A 23,574-nucleotide genomic window follows, 5' to 3' on the forward strand; every position below is an offset into this window, starting at 1 on the left:
CTTAAGTAGGTGGCGAGAATAGGTATTAGTGAAATGAGTCACCAGCAAGGGCAGATTCGCAAGGAATCGGGTACCGTCCATGGAAACGAACTCCGTCTCGACAAAGATCGGTCCGAACAGATCATCGAGGCGCTCAACACGGATCTTGCAAACAGCTATGTGCTGTATCATCAGCTGAAAAAGCACCACTGGAACGTCGAGGGTGCAGAGTTCCGGGATATGCACGTGTTCCTTGAGGAGGCCTACGAGACCGTCGAGGAAGGGGCAGACGAAATCGCCGAACGTGCACAGGCGCTTGGTGGTGTACCGGTGGCAGGAATGGGGGCACTCACCGATCGCGCGACGGTGTCGTTCGAAGACGAGAACGTTTACGACATCAGAACGTCGCTGGAAAACGATCTAGAGATATACGGCGACATCATCGAATCGATCAGAGATCACATCGAACTCGCGGACAATCTCGGTGATTACTACACGGGAGAGATGCTTCGAGAGATCCTCATCGGTGTCGAAGAAGATGCCCACCACATCGAACATTACCTCGAGGACGATTCGCTCGTCCTCGAAAATGCCCTAAACTAACTGCTCACGAGGTAGAACGCGTCGATTCGCGCAAGCGAACTAATCGACGCTTATCGTTCGAGGTCAACGACGAGATCCGTCGCAATCCAGCCGTCCTGATTGTTGGACTCGACAAAAACAGTTTTTTCTGGAGATGCCTCGTGGCACGTGATGGTGGCGTCAGCCGATGCGATTGCAAATTCCTGCTCTGCCATTATCGTAGATTAGGTCTGCCTAAAGCAAAAAATGTTTTGGTCTCCCTAGAAGATGCCAGCGATCGCCGTTGGCAGGCGAGCGCGACCGGCGATAGCTGTATCAACGGTGAGATACGAGTATCGGTATGGACAGACGATCGGACGATCTCGATGAGTTGCTCTCAGAGCTGTCCGAGACGCTCTCGGAGCTCCAGGAATCGATCGACGAAGAATCGTCGTCGTCACGGTCTCGACCTCGGCCGCCAAGTAGATTTCTCGAATTCACCGAACAGCGGACGATTCCGGCGCTGATTTCATTGCTCGAGACGCACATCCACGCGTTGAAGCTGTTGCAAGGCGTGCTTCGAACGCTCAACGGTCGATCGCCGATCACGGACGACGATCGTGTGCGGTCGACCGGACGGCGAACCATCGATGAGCTAAACGGTGTGCTCGACGACATCCAGGGGGCAATCGAGGGACGTCCACCGCAGGAAGCCTCTCGTGAGCTTCTCGATGACGCTCGCTCCCTCAGCAGTGAGATCGGCGATCGACTCTCCGATGGGACGGAAAACGGAACGGAGTCAACGGAGTCGGGGGCGATTAGCATCGACGTGTCATCACCAAACGACGATGACGATTCGATGAGCGTCGATGACGAACTCGACACGATCAAACGCGATGTAGATCAAGACGAGAGCGACGACGACGAGGAGTGAGCCACCCGGAGAGACGGTAACACTTTACCACCCAGAGCGGCGAGTACAACGTAGAGTCGATGGATTCAGACGACGTCTGTGTGCTCATTCCGACGTATAACGAAGCAGCCACGATCGGGTCGGTGATCGATGGATTCACGGAGCAGGGCTACACGAACGTGCTTGTCATCGATGGGCACTCGAGCGACGACACCAGAACGATTGCCACGGAGCACGGCGCGCGGGTGATCGAACAGCGTCGGTCTGGCAAAGGCCAGGCCGTTCGCGAGGCACTTGAGTATGTCGAGGTGCCGTACGTCGTGATGATCGATGGCGATGCAACGTACGATCCCAGTGCTATCGAGGACCTCCTCGAACCACTCCGTAACGGCCGTGCAGAACACGTCATCGGTGACCGCCTGGAGGAAATCGATCCCGCAGCGATGAGCCGCATGAATCGAATCGGCAACCGGCTCATCAACACGGCGTTCACGCTGATTCACGGCCGAGATTTTGCCGATATCCTGAGTGGCTACCGGGCGTTCACGCGGTCATCGATCGAGCAGATGTCGCTCTCGGCCGACGGCCTGACGATCGAAACCGAACTCGCAGTGGCGTGTGTCAAACACCGGATTCCGACGGCGGTCGTTCCGATCGACTATCGACCACGCCCGAACGGTTCGGAATCGAATCTCGACCCGGTCAGGGATGGTGGACGGATCTTCCACACGCTCTACCGACTTGCGCGTACGAACAATCCCGTGTTCTACTTCGGCAGCCTTGGGCTTTGTAGCGTGTTATTCGGTTCGACCGTCGGCGCGTATGTCGGCTATGAGTGGTTCGTGGTCCACGTCTCACACGAGGCACTGGCGGTGCTCTCTGCGTTTGCAATACTGCTCGGCGTGCAGCTGTTCATGTTCGGCGTGGTTACTGATATGGTCGTTGCCGTCAACCGAGAACATACACGCCAGATTGAATCGCTCGCAGAACAGCTGCATGAAACGGCCGATACCGAGCCCCAAGAGCGATCTGCACAGGAGTCCGAGCGTCGTCACTAGGAAGGAAACACAGAGCGCAACCGATCGAGCCACGGATTCGAATGCTCTCTGCGTGCGGTTTCGAACACCGGATGGAGATCGTTCAACAGCTGCTGTTTGGTTTCGAACTCGGATCGTGGCACCTGCTCTAGTGCCTCAGAGAAGGCAATTGTTCCACCTGCTGCGTTGTACGGCACTGCCACGTCACCCACAGTCTCGAGGAGCGTCCGTCGATCCGTCGGATACGACACGTCAGCAGCTGAGAGCTCAGAATCGAGGGCTGCAATGCCGAACGCGACCGTTTGTTCGCCATCCTCGGGACGGTTCGGTTGGGGAGTACGACCGCTCATTACTGGAGGTATGTTCCCGCGAATTGAAAAGCTACTCCTTCACGCGCCGATTTCACACCAGAGCCCGCAACTATATCCGACTGGATTGATTGTTCACACGTATGACCGACTACACGACGGTGTCGATTCCGAAGGATCTCGCCGATCGGGTCGAAGAGACGATCGAAGGGACGAGCTTTTCGAGCACCAGCGATCTGGTCAGGTTTCTCTTGCGATCGATCGTCATCCAGCATCAGCGTTCTGGCGATCTCTCAGAAGCTGAGTTCCAGGAAATCGCCAGTCAGCTCAAAGATCTTGGCTACCTTCACGATTGAGTTCGCTCGGGCTGACAGTTTCGACAGGAGGCTCGGCATCGACGATCGTTAGCGCAATTTCGTTTCCCCGTCGATCGAACGCCGTGAGCCCTTCCCATGGCGGGACAGCCAGCACCACCACCTGGTGTAGATCGTCGTCCATCGACAGCGTTCGCTTGCCCGACGGATGGGAGATGAATCGACCCTGCGACCGTGGTGTTCCGAGGTCCATCCCGAAGACTGCCGTGATCGACGATCCGGCGGTTGGATGATAAAAGTGCGTGAAAACGTCCGTCTCTGGTTCCAGCTCGTCGGCCGTATCGAGCGCTGTGGCCGGCGAAACTGTGAGCGGAATCGATATTGAGGCCGGTGCCTTCTCACCGGCGAAATCGAGCAACACGGCCGCGAGACCACGGGTGATGTAGCACACGGCTTCTCTACGGTCGGGAATGAGTTAATTCATATGTCGGCAATCTCATCCCAGCCGGCTCGAAAGCAGCTGTTTGAGCAGCCCAGGAAATCGTTGTCTTGCGGTATCGATCGCCGACACGAGTGGCTCGGTTGCGTCAGTCCCAATGGGGTGGCCATGACCCATAAACAGTCGCTCAACCGGCCGGTCGGTCAGTTCGGCCGGCGGTGTCAGCCGGAGCATGGGATGGACGCCAACGGGTTCGTCGCCAACACAAAAGTATGCGGCCGCACCAACCGACTCGGGAACGTAGACGGTTGCATCCGACGGTCGATAGAGGACTACCTCCTTCCAGAAGCGGTTGTCGATTCGTTTCGACAGTTCGAACCCCGTTGCGCCGAGTTCACCACCGAGCGCGCGCACTGGACCGTCGAGGTCATCGTCGATCGATTGCATCCACGTTGGTCGATAGATCGGCACCTCGTGTCGGGTGGCAATGGCCACGGCATCTCGCTTGTGTCTGTCAAGTGCGATTACCACCCCGAGCACCGGTCCACGAGGGCGAAGCAGTTCATCGAGCCCATCGCAATCGACTGGGTCAACGAGCCAGATGCCATCGCGATCCGAATCGGTGAGCGCATAGCTCGCGCGTTCCATTTTTTCATCCGGATACGCAATCCAGCCGAGTGCATCATCCTGACGGTGAATCACATCGAACGACGTCCCGGTCGTGTCACCTGCTGTCACAGGCTCCGTTAGGACGGCGGACAAAAAAAGGATCCGGGCGACGGCGATCTGATCACTCCAGTGTGACCGCAATGGCCCGGCCATACAGGTAGTAGCCGCTCACGTGCACGTGAAATCTGAGAAAAAAGCCGACGAATAACAGCTGGAGCACCAGGGCGACCGGAAACAGACAAAGTCGGACGAACGCACCTCCAATTCGACCAACGGCATAGTCCTCGGTTGTCACACACTTCACCAGCACTCGCCAGGCGAACGCCCGGTTCATCGAGTCCGTATGGGCGAACAGCGCGAGTGCAGCCGGCAGCAGATAGATCGCAATCAGCGTCCAGAACAGCCCACAGAGGACGAGCATCGATCCGACTGCATTCGTGAACGCGCCAACGCTCGAAGCCGGTTGCTCACTTCGGAGGGTCACGGCCACGACGATGGCGACTGTTCCGGGGAGCAGATAGGCAAGCGTGATCAGCGTGACTTTCGCGCCATCGAGGAACATTGCCGGACTGAACGCTGGTGGCGTGGATTCGCCCGCAAGCAGTCGTCCGAGCACCGCGACGAAATAGCCACGGGTGAGGAGATAGACCAGCAGCTGGCCGAGAACGAGAACGACGAGCACACCCAGTTGCCCCGAGCTCCCAAGCTCCGACACCGCTGTCGAGGTGTCTATCTCCTGAATACTACTCGCGTACGATCCAATCAGCAATGCAAGCGACAACAACAGATACGAAACGCCACCGAGCACCACCGCCCGTGAGCCAGCCGTTCGTGATGAGGGATAGTTCAGAGCAGCCCGAAGCACAGCGAAACGATATGGCGTCACCAGTATAACTGTCCCGGAACTATCCGTTCGAAAATACGACAGCCGGACCAGTTCGAGCGATTCAGACAGAGATCTGTTCGAGCGATCGAGGGAGACGACCATCCGATCAACCTATCCGAATCGATGGCATTGGTTCTACTATGACTGAGATCACGCCCTCTGGATGGATGGTACCGCACCAGAGCGGCGGGTGAGAGATCATGGCAGGAAAAGATCACTACTACAACAAGGCGAAACAGCAGGGCTACCGTGCCCGGTCGGCATATAAGCTCCAGCAGCTCGATGAGGCGGCGTCGCTTTTCGATGACGGAATGACCGTCGTTGACCTTGGCGCTGCTCCGGGGGGTTGGTTACAGGTTGCAATCGAGCGCGTGGGTGAGACAGGGAGCGTTCTCGGTGTGGACCGCCAGCGCATCGATCCGATCGAAGGCGTCGAGACGATCCGGGGCGACATGACCGACGAGGAAACCCGGACCGCGGTGATCGAACGCGTCGGCTCCGTGGATGTGGTCGTTTCGGATATGGCCCCGAACATGACCGGCGAGTACTCGCTAGATCACGCACGATCGGTTCATCTGGCCACTCAGGCGTTCGAAACGGCGATGGAAGTTCTGGATGCCGGTGGTGATTTCGTAGCGAAGGTGTTCGATGGTCCGGATCTCGACGCGTTCGAAACGACTGTCGAAAAAGAGTTTCAGTACGTGCGCAGAATTCAGCCCGACGCCTCGAGAAAGGAGTCCTCCGAGCTGTATCTCGTTGGCAAAGGCCGACTGACCGCACCAGTTGCGGTCGGCGAGCAACTATCAGTCACGATCGAGGACACTGGCAATGAAGGCGATGGCATCGCCAAAGTCGAGGGCTACACGCTGTTCGTTCCGAACGTGCCCGAGGGCGAGTCCGTCACGATCGAGGTGACCGACGTGAAACCGAACTTTGGCTTCGCAGAGCGACTCGAATAGTCACCGACCGTGGCGCTCGTCGATCGCATCGAGAAGATCGAGCGTCTTCCGGATCGAACCCCGCACTGCATCGCTTCGATTGACGAATTTTGCGTCGTCACCAACGTGGTCATCGAGATCATCAAGCAGTTCCTGTGGGATCTCGACGCTGATTTTGGGCATGTTGTTGGCTGTCACTGCATCACCGAATGTACATCGATTGTTACTCAGCACCGCCGGTCAGCCACGCTTTGAGTTGCGTTCCAGAGAACAACGTCGATGGCCGATCCATATGGACGCCGATCTCACCCGAAAGCGTGCTGAGACCCAGTTTCTGTACCGGCGTTGGCAGTGAGTACGCCCGACGGAGCCAGTGGCCAAGCCGGATTTCAGTCGCGAGATCCTCACGCCAGGATCTATCGTACGCACCGAGCGAGCCGGGATCGTTTGGATCGATCGTCTCGGCTGCGTGATCGGCCGCTTGCATGCCATAGAGAATACCCCCACCGGTGAACGGTTTCGTCTGTCCGGCGGCATCACCGAGCAGAAAGCTTCTCGCCCCGATTGTTCGGCTTGGTGGACCGATCGGTATCGCCCCGGAACATCGGTGGGTCACCGACACGTCGTAGGCGTCACAGAACGCATCGAACCGCGCTGCAACGTCCGCACCAGGAGCGACGGCAAGCCCATACTCGACGCCGGCCTCACCGCGCGGGATGCGCCAGGCGAAAAACTCCGGAACCGTCAGATGCACGTCGACGTGGTCGTCGAAGTCCGGGGTCTCATCGAACGCCAGAACACCATGAAGAAACTCATCGGGCGCAGGAATCGAACACTCCGAACGAACGCGTGAGCGGGGGCCATCACAGCCCGCGACCAGCAAGGCCTCGTGTGTTTCGACACCGTCAGGGCCCGAAACCGTCACTTCGACGTGGTCAGGATGTTCGACAACGCCCGTGACCGTGTGATTTTCGAGCACCGTCGCCCCCGCTGACTCTGCAGCCTCGGCGAGACGCTTATCAAGGCCAACTCGATCGATCGCGTTCGACACTGGCGACTCCTTATAGAAGCGTTCGGCGGGCGTCTCGGGCCCACCCGTGTGGAATCGAGCGCCGAAGATATCGTTCTGAAAGAGGTCACTGCGAGCGTCGTCCGGGAGATACTCCCAGATGTCCAGGCTTACGTGCCCGGAGCACGCCAGCGGACGACCGATCTCACCGTGTTCGAACACACAGACGTCGTAGCCAGCCGCTGCACTCCGACGGGCAAATCGAGCACCGGCCGGACCAGCACCAACGACGATGAAATCGTACATTACCGGGCGCAGTAGTTGCCCGCCAATAACGCTTTGTTCTTAGTCGTCGCTGGGAATCGCCGGCGTGCGTTTCGATCGTGGGCCATCCAACTCGACTGACGGTAGCAGATCGCGGAGATACTGGCCGGTGTGTGATCGTTCAGTGCGAGCAACCGACTCTGGGGTGCCCGTCGCAACGAGCTCGCCGCCGTTATCACCACCTTCGGGACCGAGATCGATGACGTGGTCGGCGTTTTTCACGAGATCGAGCTCGTGTTCGACGACGGCCACCGTATTGCCTTCATCAACCAACCGCTGGAGCACGTCGATGAGTTTGCGCTCATCAGCCGGATGGAGACCAGTCGTCGGTTCATCGAGCAGATAGAGCGTCTCACCGGTGTCGCGCTTGCCAAGCTCCTCGGCGAGTTTGATCCGCTGGGCCTCACCACCCGAAAGCGTCGTCGAAGGCTGGCCGAGCTTCATGTAATCGAGGCCCACGTCTTTGAGCAGTTGCAGACGCTGGGCGATCCGACGGTCGTGCTCGAAGAAGTCCGCCGCCTCCTCCACGCTCATCTCGAGTATGTCGGCGATCGTCTTTGTGCGGTAGGTTACATCCAGCGTTTCGTCGTTGTACCGCGAGCCACCACACTCCTCACAGGGAACGTACACGTCCGAGAGGAAGTTCATGTCGATCTTTACCGTTCCCTGCCCACCACAGGCCTCACAGCGACCACCTTTCACGTTGAACGAGAACCGACCTTTCGCGTAGCCCCGTTGCTTTGCGAGCGACGTTTCGGCAAACAGCTCGCGAACGTAATCGAACACGCCCGTGTACGTTGCAGGGTTCGACCGCGGCGTCCGACCGATCGGGCTTTGATCGATCAGCCGGACGGTTTCGATTGCCGAGATGTTCTCGATATCGTCGTGGTCGCCGGGATACACGTCGGTGTCGTTCATTCGCCGGACCAGTCCTTTGTACAGGATTTCGTGGAGGAACGTCGATTTTCCGGAGCCAGAAACCCCCGTGATCGCCGTGAACGCACCGAGTGGGAGTTCGATGTCGAGATCGTCCAGATTGTGCTGGCGGGCACCACGGATGATGAGCGATTCGTCCGATTCGCGGCGTTCTTCGGGCACCGGTATCTCTCGCTCACCGGAGAGATACTGGCCAGTGATCGACGCAGGCGTATCTTTTATGGCTTCGACATCACCCTTTGCGACGACTTCACCGCCACGTTTGCCCGGCCCGGGACCCATATCGATGATCGTGTCCGCACGATACATCGTCTCGGTGTCGTGTTCGACGACGAGCAGCGTGTTCCCCAGATCTCGAAGCTCTTCGAGCGTGTTCAACAGTCGGTCATTATCCCGCTGGTGGAGCCCGATCGAGGGTTCATCGAGGACGTACAGCACGCCGACGAGTCCGGAGCCAATCTGTGTGGCCAGCCGGATGCGTTGGTTTTCACCGCCCGAAAGCGTCGAGGCTTCCCGGTCGAGGGTGAGATACTCGAGGCCAACCTCACACATAAATCCAAGCCGGGCGCGGATCTCCTTGAGGATCTCCTCTGCGATCATGCGATCGCGTTCGGTCATTACACGCTCGAAGCCCTCAAGCAGCTCACGAGCATCGCCGATGCTCATCCGATTGATCTCGGTGATCGAGACGTCGTTGACGAGCACCGCACGGCTCGCTGGCTTGAGCCGTGTGCCTTCACAGGCTGGACACGTCGTGGTGGCCATGTACTTCTCGATGTGCTCTCTGGTCGAATCCGAGTCGGTCTCGACGTACCGACGCTCTAGGTTCGGAATGACGCCCTCGAACGGCTTTTCTTTCCGGCGCGTTCCGTTTTTCGTCCGGTGTTCGAACACCACATCTTCTGTGGTGCCGTACAAAAATGCGTCCTGCACCGACCCAGAGAGCTCCTCAAACGGCGTTTCCATGTCCACATCGAAATGTGCAGCCACGGAGTCCAGTCGGGTTCGATAGTACGAACGGTTGTAGCTCCAGGGTTCGAACACCTCACGAAGCGGTTTTTCCGGATCGGTAACGACACGAGACTCATCGATTTCTTTCGTCTCGCCGATTCCCTCACACTCCGGACAGGCTCCGTGAGGGCTGTTGAACGAGAAGCTCCGGGTTTCGATCTCCGGGAGGTCGATTCCACACTCCGGACAGGCAAGTGCTTCGGAGAACTCAACGATGAGTTCTTCGTCCTGGGTCTCTCCGGCGAGATCGCCGGTCTGTCTCGCGACCGCGCCGAGTGCTACGTCGGTGGGGGGATCCGGAACAATGCATTTGAGCACCCCGTTTGCCTCCTCCAGTGCGGTTTCGACGCTGTCGGTGATCCGAGAGCGGGCATCCGGCTCAATACGAACGCGATCGACGATCACGTCGATCGTGTGATCGTAGTTCTCATCGAGCTCGGGCGTCTCCGTCGTGAGATCGTACTCGGTGCCGTCCACCGCAACCCGAGAGTAGCCTTCACTGATGAGTCCTTCGAACAGCTCTTCGAACGCGCCCTTTTGATCGCGCACGACCGGCGCAGCGATTTTCGCGCGGGTCCCTTCGGGGAGATCGAACAACCGGCGAACCATCGTCTGGGCGCTCTGTTCGCCGACCTCGCGTCCACACTCCGGACAGTGTGGCGTCCCGATGCGAGCGTACAACAATCGGAGATAGTCGTGGAGCTCCGTTACCGTTCCCACGGTCGAACGAGGGTTGTTGGCGGCGTTTTTCTGATCGATCGAAATCGCCGGAGAGAGCCCCTCGACGGTTTCGACCTGTGGTTTGTCCATCTGTCCCAGAAAGTTCCGTGCGTAGGCCGACAAGCTCTCGATGTATCGACGCTGCCCTTCGGCATACACCGTCTCGAAGGCGAGCGATGATTTCCCCGAGCCCGAAAGCCCGGTCACGACCGTCAGCTCGTCGCGGGGGATGGACACATCGATGTCCTTGAGATTGTGTTCAGACGCCCCACGGACGTCGATGTTTTCACTCATTGTGAATTGGTGGGGTCGAATCGCTGAAACGCTGTCGGTCCGGGTGTGGCTGGCTCTTCATAGGTTTTTCGAGTTTCCGAACGACCGTAAGCTGTCGCCAAGCACAGTGAAAGTGAACGTGAGAACAGCCGGTCCAGTGCAACGACTTTACGGTGATGACAGCCAACCCCCGTACACCGAACAATGCCGGAGGGAATTATCGATACGATTACGTTGGCCGTCACCGTTGCCTTTGCCATTCCGGTCGCGATGCTCGGCATGCAGTTTCTCCAGGATGGAAACCATCTTCTCGGTGGTGTTTTCGTTGGCCTTGCCATTGCGATGGTCGTCGTCGAGGAAACGATCACCTCACCGACCGACCTTCCAGCGATGGCACTCCAGCGAGTGACGGATCGGATCGCGAAGCCGAGCGATGATGAGGACGACTAGGACGTGGTCGGTGGCGCGAGTGGCTCCTGTGCGGCCTCTATGAGCTGCTTGAGTGAGTCGTCGGACGACTCGTTGGTGAGCAACACATCGATCGGAAGTGTTGGTGCGCCATCAACCAGGTTTTCGAGCAACACGAGTCGTTTTCTGGCCCGTGACATCCCGACGTAGAACACACGTCGCTCGTTGTCGGTGAGCACTGGCACGGGATCGGTGTGTTTGGTGAACGCTTCATCACCCGTCGCGGCTGGCGAATCGTCAACCGTGGCGGCCATCTGCTCGACGACCTTCTCGGTGAGATCCGTACCGACGAACACGTGGTCTGCTTCACGACCTTTTGCGCTGTGGATCGTTCCGAGCCGAACGCGGGCACGATCGACATCCTGGTATGGCCCATTGAAATACGCCTCGATCGACCGGCTCTGGTAGTTCGTCACCTTATGTACCATGTCGGCCGCACTCGACCGTGTCGGAACGAACGGCGCGTGTTCTTTCACGAACGAGGGCTGGAGTTCCATCTCTGTGAGATCATCAACACCCAGTTTCTCCTGGTGAGCTTCGAGCGCATCGAACAGCTCGTCGCGTGAGCCCGTTCCAAAGGCCGCCGAATCGAGCATTTCCGCCAGCCGACGGACCTGCAGTCCGGTCAACAGCTCCTCATCGCTCAGGGCCTCAACCGCCATGATGTAATCCGTGAGTCGGTCGGTCCACATCCGCTGGTCGGTCATCGTCTTGAACGGAATCCCCTCATCGATGAACTCGTCCATGAACTGGAACATCTGATACCGCGCACGGAACAGCACCATCACCGAGCCATCTGTCTCTTCGATCGTCGCGCGAACGTTACACATGAGATCGTACATCGAAGGGTCGCGCACTGCCTCAACGCGACCACCCTCGGTTCGGGGCTGGAAATCTTTCTCCTGGCGTTCCTCAACGTGATCGATCTCCCGGTTGACAACGTTCAAAATCCGGGATGGAAGGCGATACGACGTGTCGAGCACCACGTTCTCACCCCCCTCTTTGAGGAGCAACATCGGATCGGCACCCTGCCAGGCGTAGACCACCTGGTCGTCGTCGCCCGCGATCAACACCGAGTCCATCTGGGTTTTCCACTCCTGGTAGACCGAATACTGCAGGGTAGTGATATCCTGAAACTCATCGATCACGAGATAATCGACGGAGGGAATGAGTGATCGCTGGTGGACACGCTCTAGCATGTCGGCGAATCCCAGAATGTCGTTATCACCCTTGTACGCTCGCCATGCACGGATTGTCTGTGGAACGTCGATTCGGTCGTCGTCGGTGGGCCACGTGGGCGTGTATTTGTTTCCTGTCTGTGCGTTCGGATCGATATCTGGTGGCAGCCGCACGGTCTCAACGTCCCACTGGAATGGCACCTCGTGCCAGTCTGCGACCTCACGCGTCGTTCGCTGGAGCCACTGACTCGTGGCGATGATCTTGTTACCAATCGTCGTCGAGCGCGAAGAACGCCGACGCGAGGAGCTGTACTCGTCTTCGAACTCGAGGCCGTAGTCCTCACAGAACGCCTGTTTGTCCGACTCGCCAACGACATCGTTTCGCGAGCAGTTGAGCAGTTCGTACGCCTTGGCGTGCATCGTACAGACGTTCGATCTGAGCGAACGCGGACTCCGGTCGAGCCGCTCTGCCAGTCGTTCGCGAACCTCTGCTGCTGCGGCACGCGTATACGAAACGATGAGAATATCCTCGATCCGCACGCCAGAATCGAGCATGTCGTCGACGCGGTCGAGCAGTGCCGTGGTTTTACCACAGCCCGGCCCGCCAAACAACCGGGTCACTCGTGGTTTGGTCATTGCGGGGTCCAGGGTATCCAACAGTATAAGCGCCCTGACTCACGAATTCGTGGGACTCTCAGCCTGCTTCGCTCTCTGGCATCCACCCACAGACAGTACACTCCGTTGCCGCTATCTCATGTAAGCCACCACAGTCGGGACACTGCTTTTTCTGGCGGTCTCGCTGCCAGTCCGACGCCTCCGACGGCACGTCGTAGCCACGCTGTGAAAGGAATTCGTCGAACACGTCATCGTTCCCTAGCGACATGTGTTGTGACATGGTATGACACGCCAATAAGGGTACCGACGACTTTAGTTTCATTGACAAAAAATCCGTGCCAGACAAAGTTGCTTATACTGTGCGCTGGATTACACTGGTATGACGGACCGAGATCCACTGGAGCGCCGGGCGAGCGAGTCCAGAGATCTGTACGATCTCGCCCACTGGGAGCGCCGAACCGCGCTGGATAGACTTTCTTCACTGCTCCACCGAATAGTGTTGGCGATCGTCCGGTGGGGAACGATCCTCGTTGCACTGTTGATAACGGCCGGTGTCGTCCAGCTATCGCTTGATCGAATTCAGGCCTCCTCTATCCCAGTGGTCGGACTGTTGACCGTGTGTTCTGCAATTCCGGCGCTGGCGCTGGTCGCGTGGGTGTATCGATCGGACGTGACGGTATCGGAGCCGATCGACGTGCTCGCGGCAACGTTCGTGTTGGGCGTGTTGTTTGCCGGCTTTGCTGTCGTTCTCGAATCGCCGTTTTCTGCGCTCGGACAGGGGCTTTTTGGACAGATTCTACTGTTTTTCCTCGTAGTGGGCCCGATCGAAGAAGGAGTGAAACTACTCGCCGTACGGGTGTACGCCTATCGCCAGCCGGCATTTTCTGCAGTCATCGATGGTGCGGTGTACGGTGCGGTCGCTGGCCTTGGCTTTGCGACGATTGAAAACGCACTCTACATCGGCGTCGATTTCGTCCAACTTCCTGCGTCCTCACTGCTCCGAACGGTGAGTGCCGGGACGGACATCGCAGCCACGCGCGCGATCGCGGGACCGGGTCACGTGATCTACTCGGCGTTTGCAGGATACTATCTCGGCCTCGCGAAGTTTAATCCGAAACACGCCGGGCCGATCATCGTGAAGGGACTGGTGATCGCATCGGTCATTCACGCAACGTACAACACGCTGGTGGGCGTGTTCGTTGGTATCGTCCACGGGCTGTATCCGAACGTCCCCATGCTCATCCCACAGTTCGGATTCGTCGTCCTCTATCTGGGACTCTTCGGACTGTTGTTGTTCCGGAAGCTAAACCGGTATCGAGAAACGTACAGACAGCTCGAGGAGGAGGTTGTCGATTCGAGTGAGCTATCGGTTGATCGGACGGAGTTCGACGACCCGGTGAATCACTGACTGAACGGTGGAACGGTCGCCTCTTTTGACTCGTTCGTCTCGAGCAGTCGTTCGGTGTACTTGGCCAGCACGTCGACTTCGACGTGGACTGGATCGCCGACGGATTTTTTGCCGAGCGTCGTCGCCCCGTACGTTGCCGGGATGATTGCGACCGAGAGTCCTGGAGTTGTCTCGTCAGTACCGAACGTGTGGCTAGCAACAGTGAGCGAGATGCCATCGAGGGCAATCGAGCCCTTCTCGACGACATACTGCTCTAGGGACGCAGGAATTGCAAACTCGAACGTCCAGTCTTCACCGACGGATTCGATCGCGGTGATCGTGGCGGTGCCATCGACGTGTCCCTGCACGATGTGCCCGTCGAATCGGTCGTTTGTAGCCATGGCGCGTTCAAGATTCACCGCATCGCCACTCGTTACCGCATCCAGATACGTCCGATCGATAGTCTCCGCGGCAAGAAACACTTCGAACGTCCGTTCATCGTATCGCTCGACAGTGAGACAGACGCCGTTGACGGCGACTGACTGGCCCTCCGACAGCTCGGTTCCGAACGATGATTCGATGGTGAGCCGGCGTCCATCGTCGTGTGTCGTCGTCTCAACGACGGTTCCCGTCTCCTCGACGATCCCGGTAAACATGCGTCGAACTATCCGCCAGCGCTACGAAAGCGTTCCGGAGCCGCCGTTGATCGCGGGCTTTTCGGTGTCGGCCACGTACTGTCAGTCATGCATTTCGATCAGCGAACACAGGCGGCGCTCAGATCGGTTGGCCTTTCACAGGAGCAAATCCAGCAGGCTTCCGACCACGCCGTTGCTGCGACCGAAAAAACCGCCAATGAGCTCGAGTCGTTTTTCGAACGAGAAACGGTGTACTCCACCATGGATCGCGCACACTCGAGTAGCGACATTCAAGAACATACCGTCGAGTACATCGATATTTTCACCCACGCTGCTGACATCCGTGGCTATCTCCGGTTCGATAGCTGGGGTGTCCCAATCGAGGGGGGCCGAGCGCTTGACGATGGGACGGTCGAGCTGACGCTCGGTGGGACCGTGAATGACCGCGTCAGGTTTGCCGATTCGTCGGATATGCTATGACGACGGTTCGGTTGCGAGGGATCTACGCCACTGCACTCACCGCGCTCCTTGAGGACGAGTACGAGATCGTCCAGGCTTCTCCGCCGATCAAGTCGCGGTTCGATCGCGCATTCGGTGATGCTCCCGCTGCGGTAACCATTGGGGATGCAGCCGATCGGACGGGAATAGCCGTAGTCGCACCCGACGATGAAACGCTCCAGCCCATCTGTGCAGAGATTACGTCGGTTGGAGTCGACGCGTTCAGCTGGACGGCCAGTACTCCACCAGAGACCGTGTGTACGGGGACAGTCGAATCGGTCGAACGTCAGGGTGCAGTCGTCGATCTGGGCGCGGCTGCTGGTTTTCTTCCGTTTCGGGAGGCTGATGAGCAGCTACAGCGTGGCGACGAGCTCACCGTCCAGGTTGCACGCACGACAGCACCCTGGGTCGACGATCGGCCGGAGTTGCGGACGACGATCGCCGTCGAGAACAGCTACGGGCACCTCCAGAAAGGAACCACAGCCACCGGCGATGGGATCGGCGTTACCGATCTCTTGGACGTTTCACCCCGCGAGGGCTGGACGGTTCGCTGGGCCGAGGGAGCCACAGATCATTCGTTCGACGTGCTCGCGGCAGCGCTCTCACAGCTCAACGAGCGGGCCAAACGGATCGAAGATGAGGTTGAAAAGCCCACACAGCCACAGAAGCAGATGTGGGTGTGGTTCGGCAGGGAAAGCCGGTTTGCACTGGATGAACACCGGGGAACGGTGACGACAACGATGGATGGTCACCACCGGATCAAGGCCGGGACGGATGCCGCCAGCGCAGCCGTCGATTTCACCGAAGCGGTTTCTGAACCGACGGGCGATTTTCCGTTCGCGGAGACGGTTTCTGCGTTCGGCCCGGCCGTCGGCGATTCGATCGAGATCGCTCACGGGAAGCCGGACGGTCGATGTTTTTCGCTGGGAACCGCCACCGTCACCGACAGAGACGACACCACGATCACGGTTGAGCGGACGATGTCTCCTGGAGGGAGCTACGACGCGCTCGGCGTCAAGAAGGAAGCCGGCGACGTTGCCACAACGAAGCTCACCGAAGGCAAGTGGTGGTATCCAACCGTCTATCGGGATCGAAACGGGACCTCAAAAGGGACGTACGTGAACGTCTGCACGCCCGTCGAGCTGTTCCCAGATCAGGCCCGCTATATCGATCTGCACGTTGATGTCGTGAAACACGCTGATGGAACCCTCAAGCGGGTAGACGACGACGAACTCGAGGCAGCGCAAGCTGCCGGACAGCTCACCGAGCAGGTGGCCGACCGGGCCCGGACCGTTGCTGTCTCACTCGAGCGCGCGCTCAGCGACGACTGACGGTTCAGACTCAGTTCTCGAGCAGGGCCTGCAGTTCGTACAGGTCAGCGAGTTCATACGTTGGTTCGACGGAGAGCTCCGTCTCGGCCCGGTGATCACGGCGGAGAAACGCAGCGTCGATGCCGGCACGCTCGGCGGCGATCAGATCCGTTTCGCTGTCACCGACGTAGAGTGCATTCTCCGGTTCAAGGGCAGAGAGTGCAGCGTCGATAAACGTCGGCTCGGGCTTTTTCTCTGCTAAGCTCTCGATCGTTCGTGGCCGGCCATAGCAGACATCAAATGCCGACTGGAGGCCAAAATGTGAGAGCACGAACTCAACAGTCGATTGGTGGTTGTTGCTGACGAGTCCACAGGTCTGTGAGAGCTCCGGAACGATTGCCACGTCGTCGTAGGTCGATCGGCTACCGGCCTCGAATTCGAGCACTTGCGAGCGTTCGTCGAAGTGTTCACGTTTCGCCCAGAATGTTTCGGGATCCAACTCGTACTCCGCACAGAGCGCGTACAGTTCGTCGGGATGGATGCCATCAACGATCGCACCGACGTGTTCGTCGGCCACAGTAGAGACACCAACTGCTTCGAACGCGCGCCTGGTTGCGCGCAGTTGGGAGGATCGCGGCGGCGGGACGACCAACACGCCGTCGTTGTCGAAGACGACTGTATCGTAGGACACGGTTGCCGTTCGATCGCCGGTGCTATCGCCGTTTCGATCAGTACCGTTGTCAGAACTCATCGACGAGCAGTCCATAGCGGAGGATGTCAATGTATTCGCCGTCGACGTACGCCTCATCGCGAAATCGTCCTTCCTGGGTGAAACCAACTTTTTCCAGCACGTTCGCCGACGCGTCGTTGCTGGCGAAACACTCCGCGATGATTTTGTTCAGTCGCAGCGTCTCGAATCCGTAGGCACAGATCGTTTCGGCCGCCTCGGTAGCATAGCCGTTCTCCCAGTGCTCGGGATCGATCGTGTAGGCCAGTTCTGCGACGCCCCATCGTTCGTTTGGTGGTTTAAAACCGACCGTTCCGACGCGGGTTTCATCGACCGTCACCACGAACTGTATCTTGTTATTCTCACTGAGCGACTCGATCCACTCGCGTTCGTCCTCGAGTGATTTCGGGTCTACCATTCCCGTTCGGGGCCAGACCCGGGGGTCGTTGAACAGCTCGGCAAGCCACTGGGCGTCCTCGGTTTCGATTGATCGCAGCGCAATCCGGTCTCCGGTGGTGAAAATCGGACCAGGCATAGATGACGTTGTATAACGACACAAATGAGTCTGTTTCACCACTGTGAACTATTCACATTGATCAGTTCTCGTCGAACCATTCGGTCGCCAGCAGTCCGTACTGGAGGACATCGACGCGCTCGCCCTCGGTGAACCAGTGCTTTCGGAGGCGGCCCTCTTGTGTGAAGCCGGCCGTTTCGAGTGCGCTTGCTGATCCAGGATTCGTATCGAAACAGACGGCATACAGTTTTTCCAGCCGGCGCGTTTCGAACGCATAGCCACAGATCGTCCGGATGGCATCCGTCGCATAGCCGTTCCCCCAGTGATCGGGATGAATCTTGTACGCGAGTTCAGCAACGCCGAACGCTTCATCGGGTGGCTTCATTCTGATGGTTCCGACTGGGGTTTCATCCACGCTCACGACAAATTCGACGGCTCCGGAATCGTCGCTCGATTCGAACCACTCGCGTGCGTCAGCCAGTGATGTCGGTTCCGTCACTCCAAGCGGTCCCCAGACGTTGGGATGGTTGACGAGTTCGTGGCTCCATTCGACGTCTTCAGATTCGAAGGTTCGAAGTGAAACCGTTTCGCCTTCCAGGAATACTGGTCCCGGCATGGCACGATCTACTGATGGAGAGCACCTAACAATGTTGGAGCCATGACACCACAGGACGCGGGGGTCACTCTTGATCGAACCAGTCTGTAGCCAACAGCCCGTAGCGTAGCACGTCAACCCGTTCGCCCTCCGTGAAGCCGTGGTTTTTGAACCGGCCTTCCTGAGAGAAGCCGGCCTTTTCGAGTGCGCGGCCGGATGCTGGGTTCGTATCGAAGCACTCGGCAAACAGCTTCTCGAGACGACGCGTTTCGAAGGCGTAGGCGCTGATCGTTTTCAGGGCGTCCGTCGCGTAGCCGTTCCCCCAATGCTTCGGATCAAATTTGTACGAGAGCTCCGCGATACCCCACGTCTCATACGGTGATTTCATGTTGACAGTTCCGACTGGTGTTTCATCGACCGTCACGACGAAACACACGGCATCGGAGTCGTTTTTCGAATCGATCCATTCGTGTGTCTCTTCCAGTGACACTGGTGCCTCCATTCCAAGCGATTGCCAGACACGGGGATTGTTGACCAGTTCGTGGTTCCATTCGGCGTCGTCTTTTTCGAGCGTGCGCAGCGACACCACGTCACCCTCGCAGAATATTGGACCAGGCATTACCGTCTCATTCGAGAGCGAGTACTTGAGGCTGTTTCAGGTGTGACAGCATGTGTCGGTCGTTCGGGGGGTATCTGATCAATCACTGGCGAGTCAGAACACGGTATGTCCACGTCGATTGTCATCGGCGATTGCTTGCCTTTGCGAGTGGCTCACCGATGGCCCGTCCAACGGGAACTTCTCGGAGTTACTGGACGAACATGGGTTGACACCATCGCCGATGGTATCACAACGCTGGCGACCGGAGGAGTAGTATGGATCGACCCGATCTCACCGGGCGCACCGCGCTCGTCACCGGCAGCGCGAAAGGACTCGGCAGCGACTGTATTGAGGCGCTGGCGAGTGCTGGCGCAGACGTCGTGGTTCACTATCATACGAGCGAGGAGGAGGCCACCGCGCTCGCCGACGCGCTTTCTGCACAGTTCGGCGTCAGCTCACTGGCAGTCGGCGCGGACGTTACTGAGCCCGACGAAGTCGATGCGCTCTTTTCGACGATCGAAGCCGAACGTGGGCCGGTCGATCTCCTCGTGAACAACGTCGGCCGGTTCGCTCCCGAAGACTGGGAAACGATGGACTGGGACGTTTGGAAAAATGTGCTGGAGACGAACTTCAACGCGACCTGTCTCTGTTCGAAACGCGCGCTCCAGACGATGCGCGATGCCGAATACGGTCGCATCGTCAACATCGGCTACGCCGGTGCCGAGAAAGGGCTCGTCAATCCGACGAACTTCCCGTACTTCGTCGCCAAAACCGGCGTGCTGATGTTCACGCGAATGCTCGCGGCCGACACCCAACACGAGGGAATCACCGTCAACGCCGTCTCACCGTACGTCATCGAGAACTCCGATGCGTTTCCGGACACGCTTCCGCGCGGACGAGCGGCCACGACCGAGGACGTGATTGATCCAATCCTGTTTTTTATGGGGGGTCCGGAGTACATCAGCGGCGAGAACGTCGAGGTAGATGGGGGCTGGCTGCCCGAATCGGTCTGATCAGAAAAACTGCAACAGATCGTCGCGCTTTGCCTCGTGGAGATGTTCACCGACGGCGTCGGTGAGCGAGCTGATCTGCCCACGTTTGGCACAGATCGGTGCGATCGTCTCGGGCCACTGCTTCCACGGCGGATAGATGCCGAGCCGGTCGCAGATCGCATCAAGACGCGCATCTCGATCATCAACCTTGTCCATCTTGTTCACCGCGACAACGGTGGGAATCGATAGCTCCTGGAGGAAATGAAACAGCTCCACGTCATGGGGCACTGCCCCGCGTTCGGCGTGGCGATCGATGATGTCTACCGCGCTTTTACCATCGAGCACGACGATCCCCACGAGGATCCGCTCCGAATAGCCCTCGAGATACTGGACAACGTTCGTCTTGATCGACTCGCGATGGCCCTCCTCAACACCCTCCATAAATCCAAACCCGGGCAGATCTGTCAACACGAAATCCTCCGACGCCCAGTCGTAATGGTTGGGCGAGCGCGTAACACCCGGTTTCGAGCCCGTAGAGACCGAATGGCCGGTGAGCTCGCGCATGATCGTTGACTTTCCAACGTTCGAGCGACCGACGAGAACGACCTCCGCAGACCGATCGGGGCGAGTGTCGAACATGATTCAGGCGTTCGTCTCGTATGGCAGCTCGATTTCGTAATCCGTCGCATCTATCGCCGCGTCGAGAAGTTCGGTGACGCCCTCGTTCTCAGTGGCGCTACAGCGCAATGGGGCGTCGATCGCGCCGTCGAGATCTGCCTTCGAAGCGACCGTCAGGACGGGCACACCGGAGAACCGATCCGCAATCTCGTCGCGAAGCGCCAGTTGGACGTCGCGCTGGTAGCCACACGTTTCGCTCCCATCGACAAAGACGAGAATACAATCCGCACAGTGAGAGAGCGCACTCACCGCCTGCGACTCGATGTCGTTTCGCTCGTCCGCCGGCCGATCGAGTAGCCCTGGCGTATCGATGAGCTGATACGTGATGTGATTGCGCTCGATGTGGCCAACGTGGATCTGTGTGGTCGTAAATGGATACGAGGCAATCTCGTTGTTCGCGTTGGTGACGTGGTTGACGAACGTGGATTTGCCGACGTTGGGGTAGCCAGCGATCACGATCGTGGGCTGGTCCGGACGAATGTCTGGAAGTTCCTTGAGCTGTTCGCGTGCGTCTCCGAGCGCGAGCAGTTCGTCTTCAACGTTATTGGTGAGGTCGGCAAGTCGAGCAAACGCTTGCTTTCGAATCTTTCGGGCGGTGTCTGGATCTCCACGGAGGCGCGACTGGTACTCCGAACGGATATCGGCCGCCTTTCGTCCGGTCCACATCACGGTCGAAAGCTGCTGTTTGAGCGAATCGACGCCGCCATCAACGAGCGCGTCGGCGAGTTCGTAGTAGAACGGGTCCACCGCATCGAAATCCGGCCACGAAGTCGTCACGTTCTGGAGATTGTCAGAAACGATATTCGAGGCTGTCACCAGCATCGACTGTTGGGCCTCGATGCCGGATTTCGCCCGTCCCGCTCGAGCAGCCCGAGAGAACGCTTTATCGATGAGTTCCTCCGACCGGGGAACGGTCGGGATGTCCTCGAACGTCATACTAAGACTATCAGTCCCGACCCTAAAAGCACGTTCGTTACCCGCTCCGACGGTCATATCCCACCAGTGGGTATACGGTAACGGAGAACGTACACGATACTATGGATTACAAAGCGATCGTTACCGGCTTTCTGGTCGCCGTCCTCCTTGGTCTGATCGGATTCATGCTCCCTGGCATTGGACACGCCACAGCAGGGCTGATCGGTGGATTCGTCGCGGGTTACATGGCCGGCGGTGGACTGTTTCGCGGTGGCGTCCACGGCTTGCTCGCGGGCGCACTCAGTGGAATCATCTTCGCGCTCATCGTTGGCGTCGCGGCAGTGATCGGTGGCACGCTGATCGGCGGACCAGTTGGAGCACTCGGTGGACTGGGAGCAGGCCTCGCGGCCATCGTTCTGGCGCTCATGGCCGCGATCCCGAGCGGGCTCGCGGGCGCTCTCGGTGGGTACCTCGAATAGGTCAGCGCCGTGCCTCTAGCTCCTCAAGCAGATCGTCGAGTGACATTTCCTTCATCGATAACAACACGAGAAGATGATACACGATGTCTGCGCCTTCGTGGGCGATTTCCTCGTGTGAGTCATCCTTTGCAGCCAGGACGAGCTCGGTGCACTCCTCGCCAAGCTTTTCGAGTACCTCGTTTTCGCCCTTCTCTGCGGTGAACAACGATGTGGTGTAGGAGTTCTCGGGAAGGGTTCGTTTCCGATCCTCGATCACGTCGAACAGCTCTTCGAGCACCTCACTCATCGAATTCATCCTCCGTTGGTGGCCACGTCGTTGGTCCGGACCCATCGAGTACGTCACGAATGTCGTGGAGCTGGTGATACTGTTCTGGATCGTCACCGCCACCTTCGAACACCTCGGGATCGATCTCGATTGGCGCGTTCGTACGTGCGGCAAGCGCAAGCGCATCACTCGGTCTGGCATCGATCACTGCCGATCCTCGCGGCGTGACCAGATGGAGATCGGCAAAATATGTCCCCTCCTCGACGGACGAAATCGACACGCGATCGACGCGGCCACCGAGCTCCTCGAAGCCGTCAAGCAAGAGATCGTGCGTGAGCGGCCGTCCTATGTCGTCGGCGTCGAGACCGCGAACGATGCTGGTCGCCTCCGAAAAGCCGATGAAAATCGGGAGTAAATCCGTCTCCTCCTCGTCGTCGGGAGCAAGCGTCACCACGGGAACGGCGCCGCGCTGAGTCCCGGCCACGCGGACGCCCTCGATGGATGCATCCATACGCGTACTGTCGGGGGCACGGGGCAAAACCCCTCGGGGTCGATCAGGAGAACTGCTCGAACAACGCCAGCTCGTGCAGCCGAGAATCATGCGTCAGTTCAGGGTGGAACGACGTGGCGACGACCGACCCGGATCGAACCGCAACTGGGCGGTCCTCCCACGCTGCGAGCACCTCGACCGACGGGCCGACGCTATCGATCAACGGCGCACGAATGAAGACTGCGGGAAACGGTCTCTCGAGACCGCGAATCGGTAGCGGTGCTTCGAAACTGTCGCGCTGACGGCCGAACGCGTTTCGATCGACAGAGATGTCGAGACAATCGAGCGTGTGAACTCTCTCGTCCCGTGGATCTCGACTCACCACGATCAACCCGGCACAGGTGGCCAACAATGGATTGCCGGCCTCGACGTGGCCGACGATCTCTGATGCAATTTTTTCGGTCACCAAAAGGTCCGAAATGGTGGTCGATTCCCCGCCGGGCAATACGAGCATATCACACGAGGGGACCGTCCCGGCCGTGCGTACCCGCTGGACGGTGAGATCGACGCCACACGCCGTTGCACTCCGTTCGAGCGCCGCGACGTGCTCGGAAACGTCCCCCTGAACCGCGATTACACCCGCTGTGAGCGTCATACATATAGAAAAGACTGTCCCGTAGAAAAGAAATACGTTATGTAGACCGCGTTTAGAGGGCGTTCAACACGAGGATCAACACGCCGAACAACACGCCAAACGCGACGACGGTTCGCGGATCGATACGTGGGGCGTTCCGGTCTTCGGACTCAAAATACCGAACCAATCCGGCACTTGACATCAATCCGCCGGAGCTCTGTCCTTTACTCATGGGATATCTTTCGAGTCGGTGCTTGTATGGGTTTCGACCTCCGACAG

At 58.5% G+C, this 23,574-nt stretch carries 32 protein-coding genes; 11 read left to right on the forward strand and 21 right to left on the reverse strand.

All coding sequences use genetic code 11. From position 1 onward, the window contains the following. The first annotated feature begins 33 nt into the window (after nt 1–33). A complete protein-coding gene (dpsA, locus tag JXQ78_RS03370; RefSeq protein ID WP_330632070.1) occupies nt 34–582 on the forward strand; it encodes a DNA starvation/stationary phase protection protein DpsA in 549 nt (182 codons plus the stop codon). Nucleotides 583–632: 50 nt separating this feature from the next. On the opposite strand, the gene JXQ78_RS03375 is transcribed toward dpsA, so the two are convergent. Next, entirely contained in the window at nt 633–776 is a 144-nt protein-coding gene (locus tag JXQ78_RS03375) for a hypothetical protein (RefSeq protein WP_330632071.1), read from the reverse strand. Between the two features lie 125 nt (nt 777–901). Here JXQ78_RS03375 and JXQ78_RS03380 point away from each other — a divergent pair, with 125 nt between their 5' ends. Then, entirely contained in the window at nt 902–1,474 is a 573-nt protein-coding gene (locus tag JXQ78_RS03380; protein ID WP_330632072.1) for a DUF7547 family protein, read from the forward strand. Nucleotides 1,475–1,533: 59 nt separating this feature from the next. Further along, a complete protein-coding gene (gene aglJ / locus JXQ78_RS03385; RefSeq protein ID WP_330632073.1) occupies nt 1,534–2,511 on the forward strand; it encodes an S-layer glycoprotein N-glycosyltransferase AglJ in 978 nt (325 codons plus the stop codon). Here the strand turns inward: aglJ and JXQ78_RS03390 are convergent. Continuing rightward, nucleotides 2,508–2,840, reverse strand: coding sequence for a hypothetical protein (locus JXQ78_RS03390; RefSeq protein WP_330632074.1), 333 nt, complete (start codon nt 2,838–2,840; stop codon nt 2,508–2,510). The two genes, aglJ and JXQ78_RS03390, sit on opposite strands and share 4 nt — an antisense overlap. Nucleotides 2,841–2,941: 101 nt before the next feature. On the opposite strand from JXQ78_RS03390, the gene JXQ78_RS03395 reads away from it, so the two are divergent. Further along, a complete protein-coding gene (locus JXQ78_RS03395) occupies nt 2,942–3,154 on the forward strand; it encodes a ribbon-helix-helix domain-containing protein (RefSeq protein ID WP_330632075.1) in 213 nt (70 codons plus the stop codon). On the opposite strand, the gene JXQ78_RS03400 is transcribed toward JXQ78_RS03395, so the two are convergent. Genes JXQ78_RS03400 through JXQ78_RS03410 form a run of 3 tightly spaced genes read right to left on the reverse strand, consistent with a single transcriptional unit; the run spans nt 3,126 to nt 5,085 of the window. Next, the gene (locus tag JXQ78_RS03400) at nt 3,126–3,563 is read right to left on the reverse strand and encodes a hypothetical protein (protein ID WP_330632076.1); all 438 of its coding nucleotides are present in this window, start codon (nt 3,561–3,563) and stop codon (nt 3,126–3,128) included. The two genes, JXQ78_RS03395 and JXQ78_RS03400, sit on opposite strands and share 29 nt — an antisense overlap. A 45-nt stretch (nt 3,564–3,608) precedes the next feature. Next, nucleotides 3,609–4,289 carry a hypothetical protein gene (locus tag JXQ78_RS03405; protein ID WP_330632077.1) on the reverse strand — a complete coding sequence of 227 codons (681 nt, stop codon included), beginning with the start codon at nt 4,287–4,289 and terminating at the stop codon, nt 3,609–3,611. Nucleotides 4,290–4,341: 52 nt separating this feature from the next. Further along, nucleotides 4,342–5,085 (reverse strand): DUF4013 domain-containing protein, encoded by a 744-nt coding sequence (locus JXQ78_RS03410; RefSeq protein WP_330632078.1) that lies wholly within the window; start codon nt 5,083–5,085, stop codon nt 4,342–4,344. Between the two features lie 221 nt (nt 5,086–5,306). On the opposite strand from JXQ78_RS03410, the gene JXQ78_RS03415 reads away from it, so the two are divergent. Then, entirely contained in the window at nt 5,307–6,065 is a 759-nt protein-coding gene (locus JXQ78_RS03415) for a 23S rRNA (uridine(2552)-2'-O)-methyltransferase (RefSeq protein WP_330632079.1), read from the forward strand. Here JXQ78_RS03415 and JXQ78_RS03420 read toward each other — a convergent pair whose 3' ends face one another. Genes JXQ78_RS03420 through uvrA form a run of 3 tightly spaced genes read right to left on the reverse strand, consistent with a single transcriptional unit; the run spans nt 6,066 to nt 10,338 of the window. Next, nucleotides 6,066–6,227, reverse strand: coding sequence for a CopG family transcriptional regulator (locus tag JXQ78_RS03420; RefSeq protein ID WP_330632080.1), 162 nt, complete (start codon nt 6,225–6,227; stop codon nt 6,066–6,068). A gap of 40 nt (nt 6,228–6,267) precedes the next feature. Continuing rightward, the gene (locus tag JXQ78_RS03425; protein WP_330632081.1) at nt 6,268–7,359 is read right to left on the reverse strand and encodes a geranylgeranyl reductase family protein; all 1,092 of its coding nucleotides are present in this window, start codon (nt 7,357–7,359) and stop codon (nt 6,268–6,270) included. 39 nt (nt 7,360–7,398) lie between these two features. Next, nucleotides 7,399–10,338, reverse strand: coding sequence for an excinuclease ABC subunit UvrA (gene uvrA, locus JXQ78_RS03430; RefSeq protein WP_330632082.1), 2,940 nt, complete (start codon nt 10,336–10,338; stop codon nt 7,399–7,401). Nucleotides 10,339–10,521: 183 nt separating this feature from the next. Here uvrA and JXQ78_RS03435 point away from each other — a divergent pair, with 183 nt between their 5' ends. Then, entirely contained in the window at nt 10,522–10,767 is a 246-nt protein-coding gene (locus JXQ78_RS03435) for a DUF7533 family protein (protein WP_330632083.1), read from the forward strand. Here the strand turns inward: JXQ78_RS03435 and JXQ78_RS03440 are convergent. After that, entirely contained in the window at nt 10,764–12,599 is a 1,836-nt protein-coding gene (locus tag JXQ78_RS03440; RefSeq protein WP_330632084.1) for an ATP-dependent helicase, read from the reverse strand. The genes JXQ78_RS03435 and JXQ78_RS03440 overlap by 4 nt on opposite strands. A 58-nt stretch (nt 12,600–12,657) precedes the next feature. Beyond that, nucleotides 12,658–12,846: an HVO_0416 family zinc finger protein gene (locus tag JXQ78_RS03445; protein ID WP_330632085.1), complete on the reverse strand. Its 189-nt coding sequence runs from the start codon at nt 12,844–12,846 to the stop codon at nt 12,658–12,660. A 111-nt stretch (nt 12,847–12,957) separates the two neighbouring features. Here JXQ78_RS03445 and JXQ78_RS03450 point away from each other — a divergent pair, with 111 nt between their 5' ends. Next, on the forward strand, nt 12,958–13,986 hold the full coding sequence (locus JXQ78_RS03450; RefSeq protein WP_330632086.1) for a PrsW family intramembrane metalloprotease: 1,029 nt from the start codon (nt 12,958–12,960) through the stop codon (nt 13,984–13,986). On the opposite strand, the gene JXQ78_RS03455 is transcribed toward JXQ78_RS03450, so the two are convergent. Continuing rightward, nucleotides 13,980–14,621, reverse strand: a complete 642-nt coding sequence (locus JXQ78_RS03455) for a riboflavin synthase (RefSeq protein WP_330632087.1) — start codon at nt 14,619–14,621, stop codon at nt 13,980–13,982. The genes JXQ78_RS03450 and JXQ78_RS03455 overlap by 7 nt on opposite strands. Before the next feature lie 87 nt (nt 14,622–14,708). Between JXQ78_RS03455 and JXQ78_RS03460 the strand changes: the two genes are divergently transcribed. Then, nucleotides 14,709–15,080, forward strand: coding sequence for a DUF7532 family protein (locus JXQ78_RS03460; protein WP_330632088.1), 372 nt, complete (start codon nt 14,709–14,711; stop codon nt 15,078–15,080). Further along, nucleotides 15,077–16,429: a DUF402 domain-containing protein gene (locus JXQ78_RS03465; protein WP_330632089.1), complete on the forward strand. Its 1,353-nt coding sequence runs from the start codon at nt 15,077–15,079 to the stop codon at nt 16,427–16,429. The genes JXQ78_RS03460 and JXQ78_RS03465 overlap by 4 nt, the downstream gene beginning before the upstream one ends. Before the next feature lie 10 nt (nt 16,430–16,439). Here the strand turns inward: JXQ78_RS03465 and JXQ78_RS03470 are convergent, their stop codons facing one another. The 4 genes from JXQ78_RS03470 to JXQ78_RS03485 all read right to left on the reverse strand — a co-directional run bounded on the left by JXQ78_RS03470 (nt 16,440) and on the right by JXQ78_RS03485 (nt 18,863). Further along, nucleotides 16,440–17,159, reverse strand: a complete 720-nt coding sequence (locus JXQ78_RS03470) for an HAD family hydrolase (RefSeq protein ID WP_330632090.1) — start codon at nt 17,157–17,159, stop codon at nt 16,440–16,442. After that, nucleotides 17,149–17,670 carry a GNAT family N-acetyltransferase gene (locus JXQ78_RS03475; RefSeq protein ID WP_330632091.1) on the reverse strand — a complete coding sequence of 174 codons (522 nt, stop codon included), beginning with the start codon at nt 17,668–17,670 and terminating at the stop codon, nt 17,149–17,151. Before JXQ78_RS03475 ends, JXQ78_RS03470 begins: the two co-directional genes overlap by 11 nt. Before the next feature lie 61 nt (nt 17,671–17,731). Next, complete coding sequence (locus tag JXQ78_RS03480) at nt 17,732–18,265, reverse strand: GNAT family N-acetyltransferase (RefSeq protein WP_330632092.1); 534 nt, start codon at nt 18,263–18,265, stop codon at nt 17,732–17,734. 64 nt (nt 18,266–18,329) lie between these two features. Next, the gene (locus JXQ78_RS03485) at nt 18,330–18,863 is read right to left on the reverse strand and encodes a GNAT family N-acetyltransferase (protein WP_330632093.1); all 534 of its coding nucleotides are present in this window, start codon (nt 18,861–18,863) and stop codon (nt 18,330–18,332) included. Nucleotides 18,864–19,117: 254 nt separating this feature from the next. Here JXQ78_RS03485 and JXQ78_RS03490 point away from each other — a divergent pair, with 254 nt between their 5' ends. Then, complete coding sequence (locus JXQ78_RS03490) at nt 19,118–19,855, forward strand: SDR family NAD(P)-dependent oxidoreductase (protein WP_330632094.1); 738 nt, start codon at nt 19,118–19,120, stop codon at nt 19,853–19,855. Here JXQ78_RS03490 and engB read toward each other — a convergent pair whose 3' ends face one another. Both engB and JXQ78_RS03500 read right to left on the reverse strand, forming a co-directional pair. Then, a complete protein-coding gene (engB, locus tag JXQ78_RS03495) occupies nt 19,856–20,473 on the reverse strand; it encodes a GTP-binding protein EngB (protein ID WP_330632095.1) in 618 nt (205 codons plus the stop codon). It lies immediately after the preceding gene. A 3-nt stretch (nt 20,474–20,476) separates the two neighbouring features. Continuing rightward, nucleotides 20,477–21,448, reverse strand: a complete 972-nt coding sequence (locus JXQ78_RS03500) for an NOG1 family protein (protein ID WP_330632096.1) — start codon at nt 21,446–21,448, stop codon at nt 20,477–20,479. 101 nt (nt 21,449–21,549) lie between these two features. Here JXQ78_RS03500 and JXQ78_RS03505 point away from each other — a divergent pair, with 101 nt between their 5' ends. After that, nucleotides 21,550–21,906, forward strand: coding sequence for a DUF5518 domain-containing protein (locus tag JXQ78_RS03505; RefSeq protein WP_330632097.1), 357 nt, complete (start codon nt 21,550–21,552; stop codon nt 21,904–21,906). Between the two features lies 1 nt (nt 21,907). Here JXQ78_RS03505 and hisE read toward each other — a convergent pair whose 3' ends face one another. The 4 genes from hisE to JXQ78_RS03525 are packed head-to-tail and all read right to left on the reverse strand — an operon-like array spanning nt 21,908 to nt 23,527. Then, the gene (gene hisE / locus JXQ78_RS03510) at nt 21,908–22,192 is read right to left on the reverse strand and encodes a phosphoribosyl-ATP diphosphatase (protein ID WP_330632098.1); all 285 of its coding nucleotides are present in this window, start codon (nt 22,190–22,192) and stop codon (nt 21,908–21,910) included. Further along, the gene (locus JXQ78_RS03515) at nt 22,185–22,682 is read right to left on the reverse strand and encodes a bifunctional nuclease family protein (RefSeq protein ID WP_330632099.1); all 498 of its coding nucleotides are present in this window, start codon (nt 22,680–22,682) and stop codon (nt 22,185–22,187) included. Before JXQ78_RS03515 ends, hisE begins: the two co-directional genes overlap by 8 nt. A 43-nt stretch (nt 22,683–22,725) precedes the next feature. Continuing rightward, entirely contained in the window at nt 22,726–23,316 is a 591-nt protein-coding gene (gene pdxT, locus JXQ78_RS03520) for a pyridoxal 5'-phosphate synthase glutaminase subunit PdxT (RefSeq protein WP_330632100.1), read from the reverse strand. 52 nt (nt 23,317–23,368) lie between these two features. Next, on the reverse strand, nt 23,369–23,527 hold the full coding sequence (locus JXQ78_RS03525; RefSeq protein WP_330632101.1) for a preprotein translocase subunit Sec61beta: 159 nt from the start codon (nt 23,525–23,527) through the stop codon (nt 23,369–23,371). Between the last annotated feature and the right edge of the window lie 47 nt (nt 23,528–23,574).

Origin of the sequence: Halocatena halophila (assembly GCA_027563145.1) — an archaeon.
Classification (GTDB): Archaea; Halobacteriota; Halobacteria; order Halobacteriales; family Haloarculaceae; genus Halocatena; species Halocatena halophila.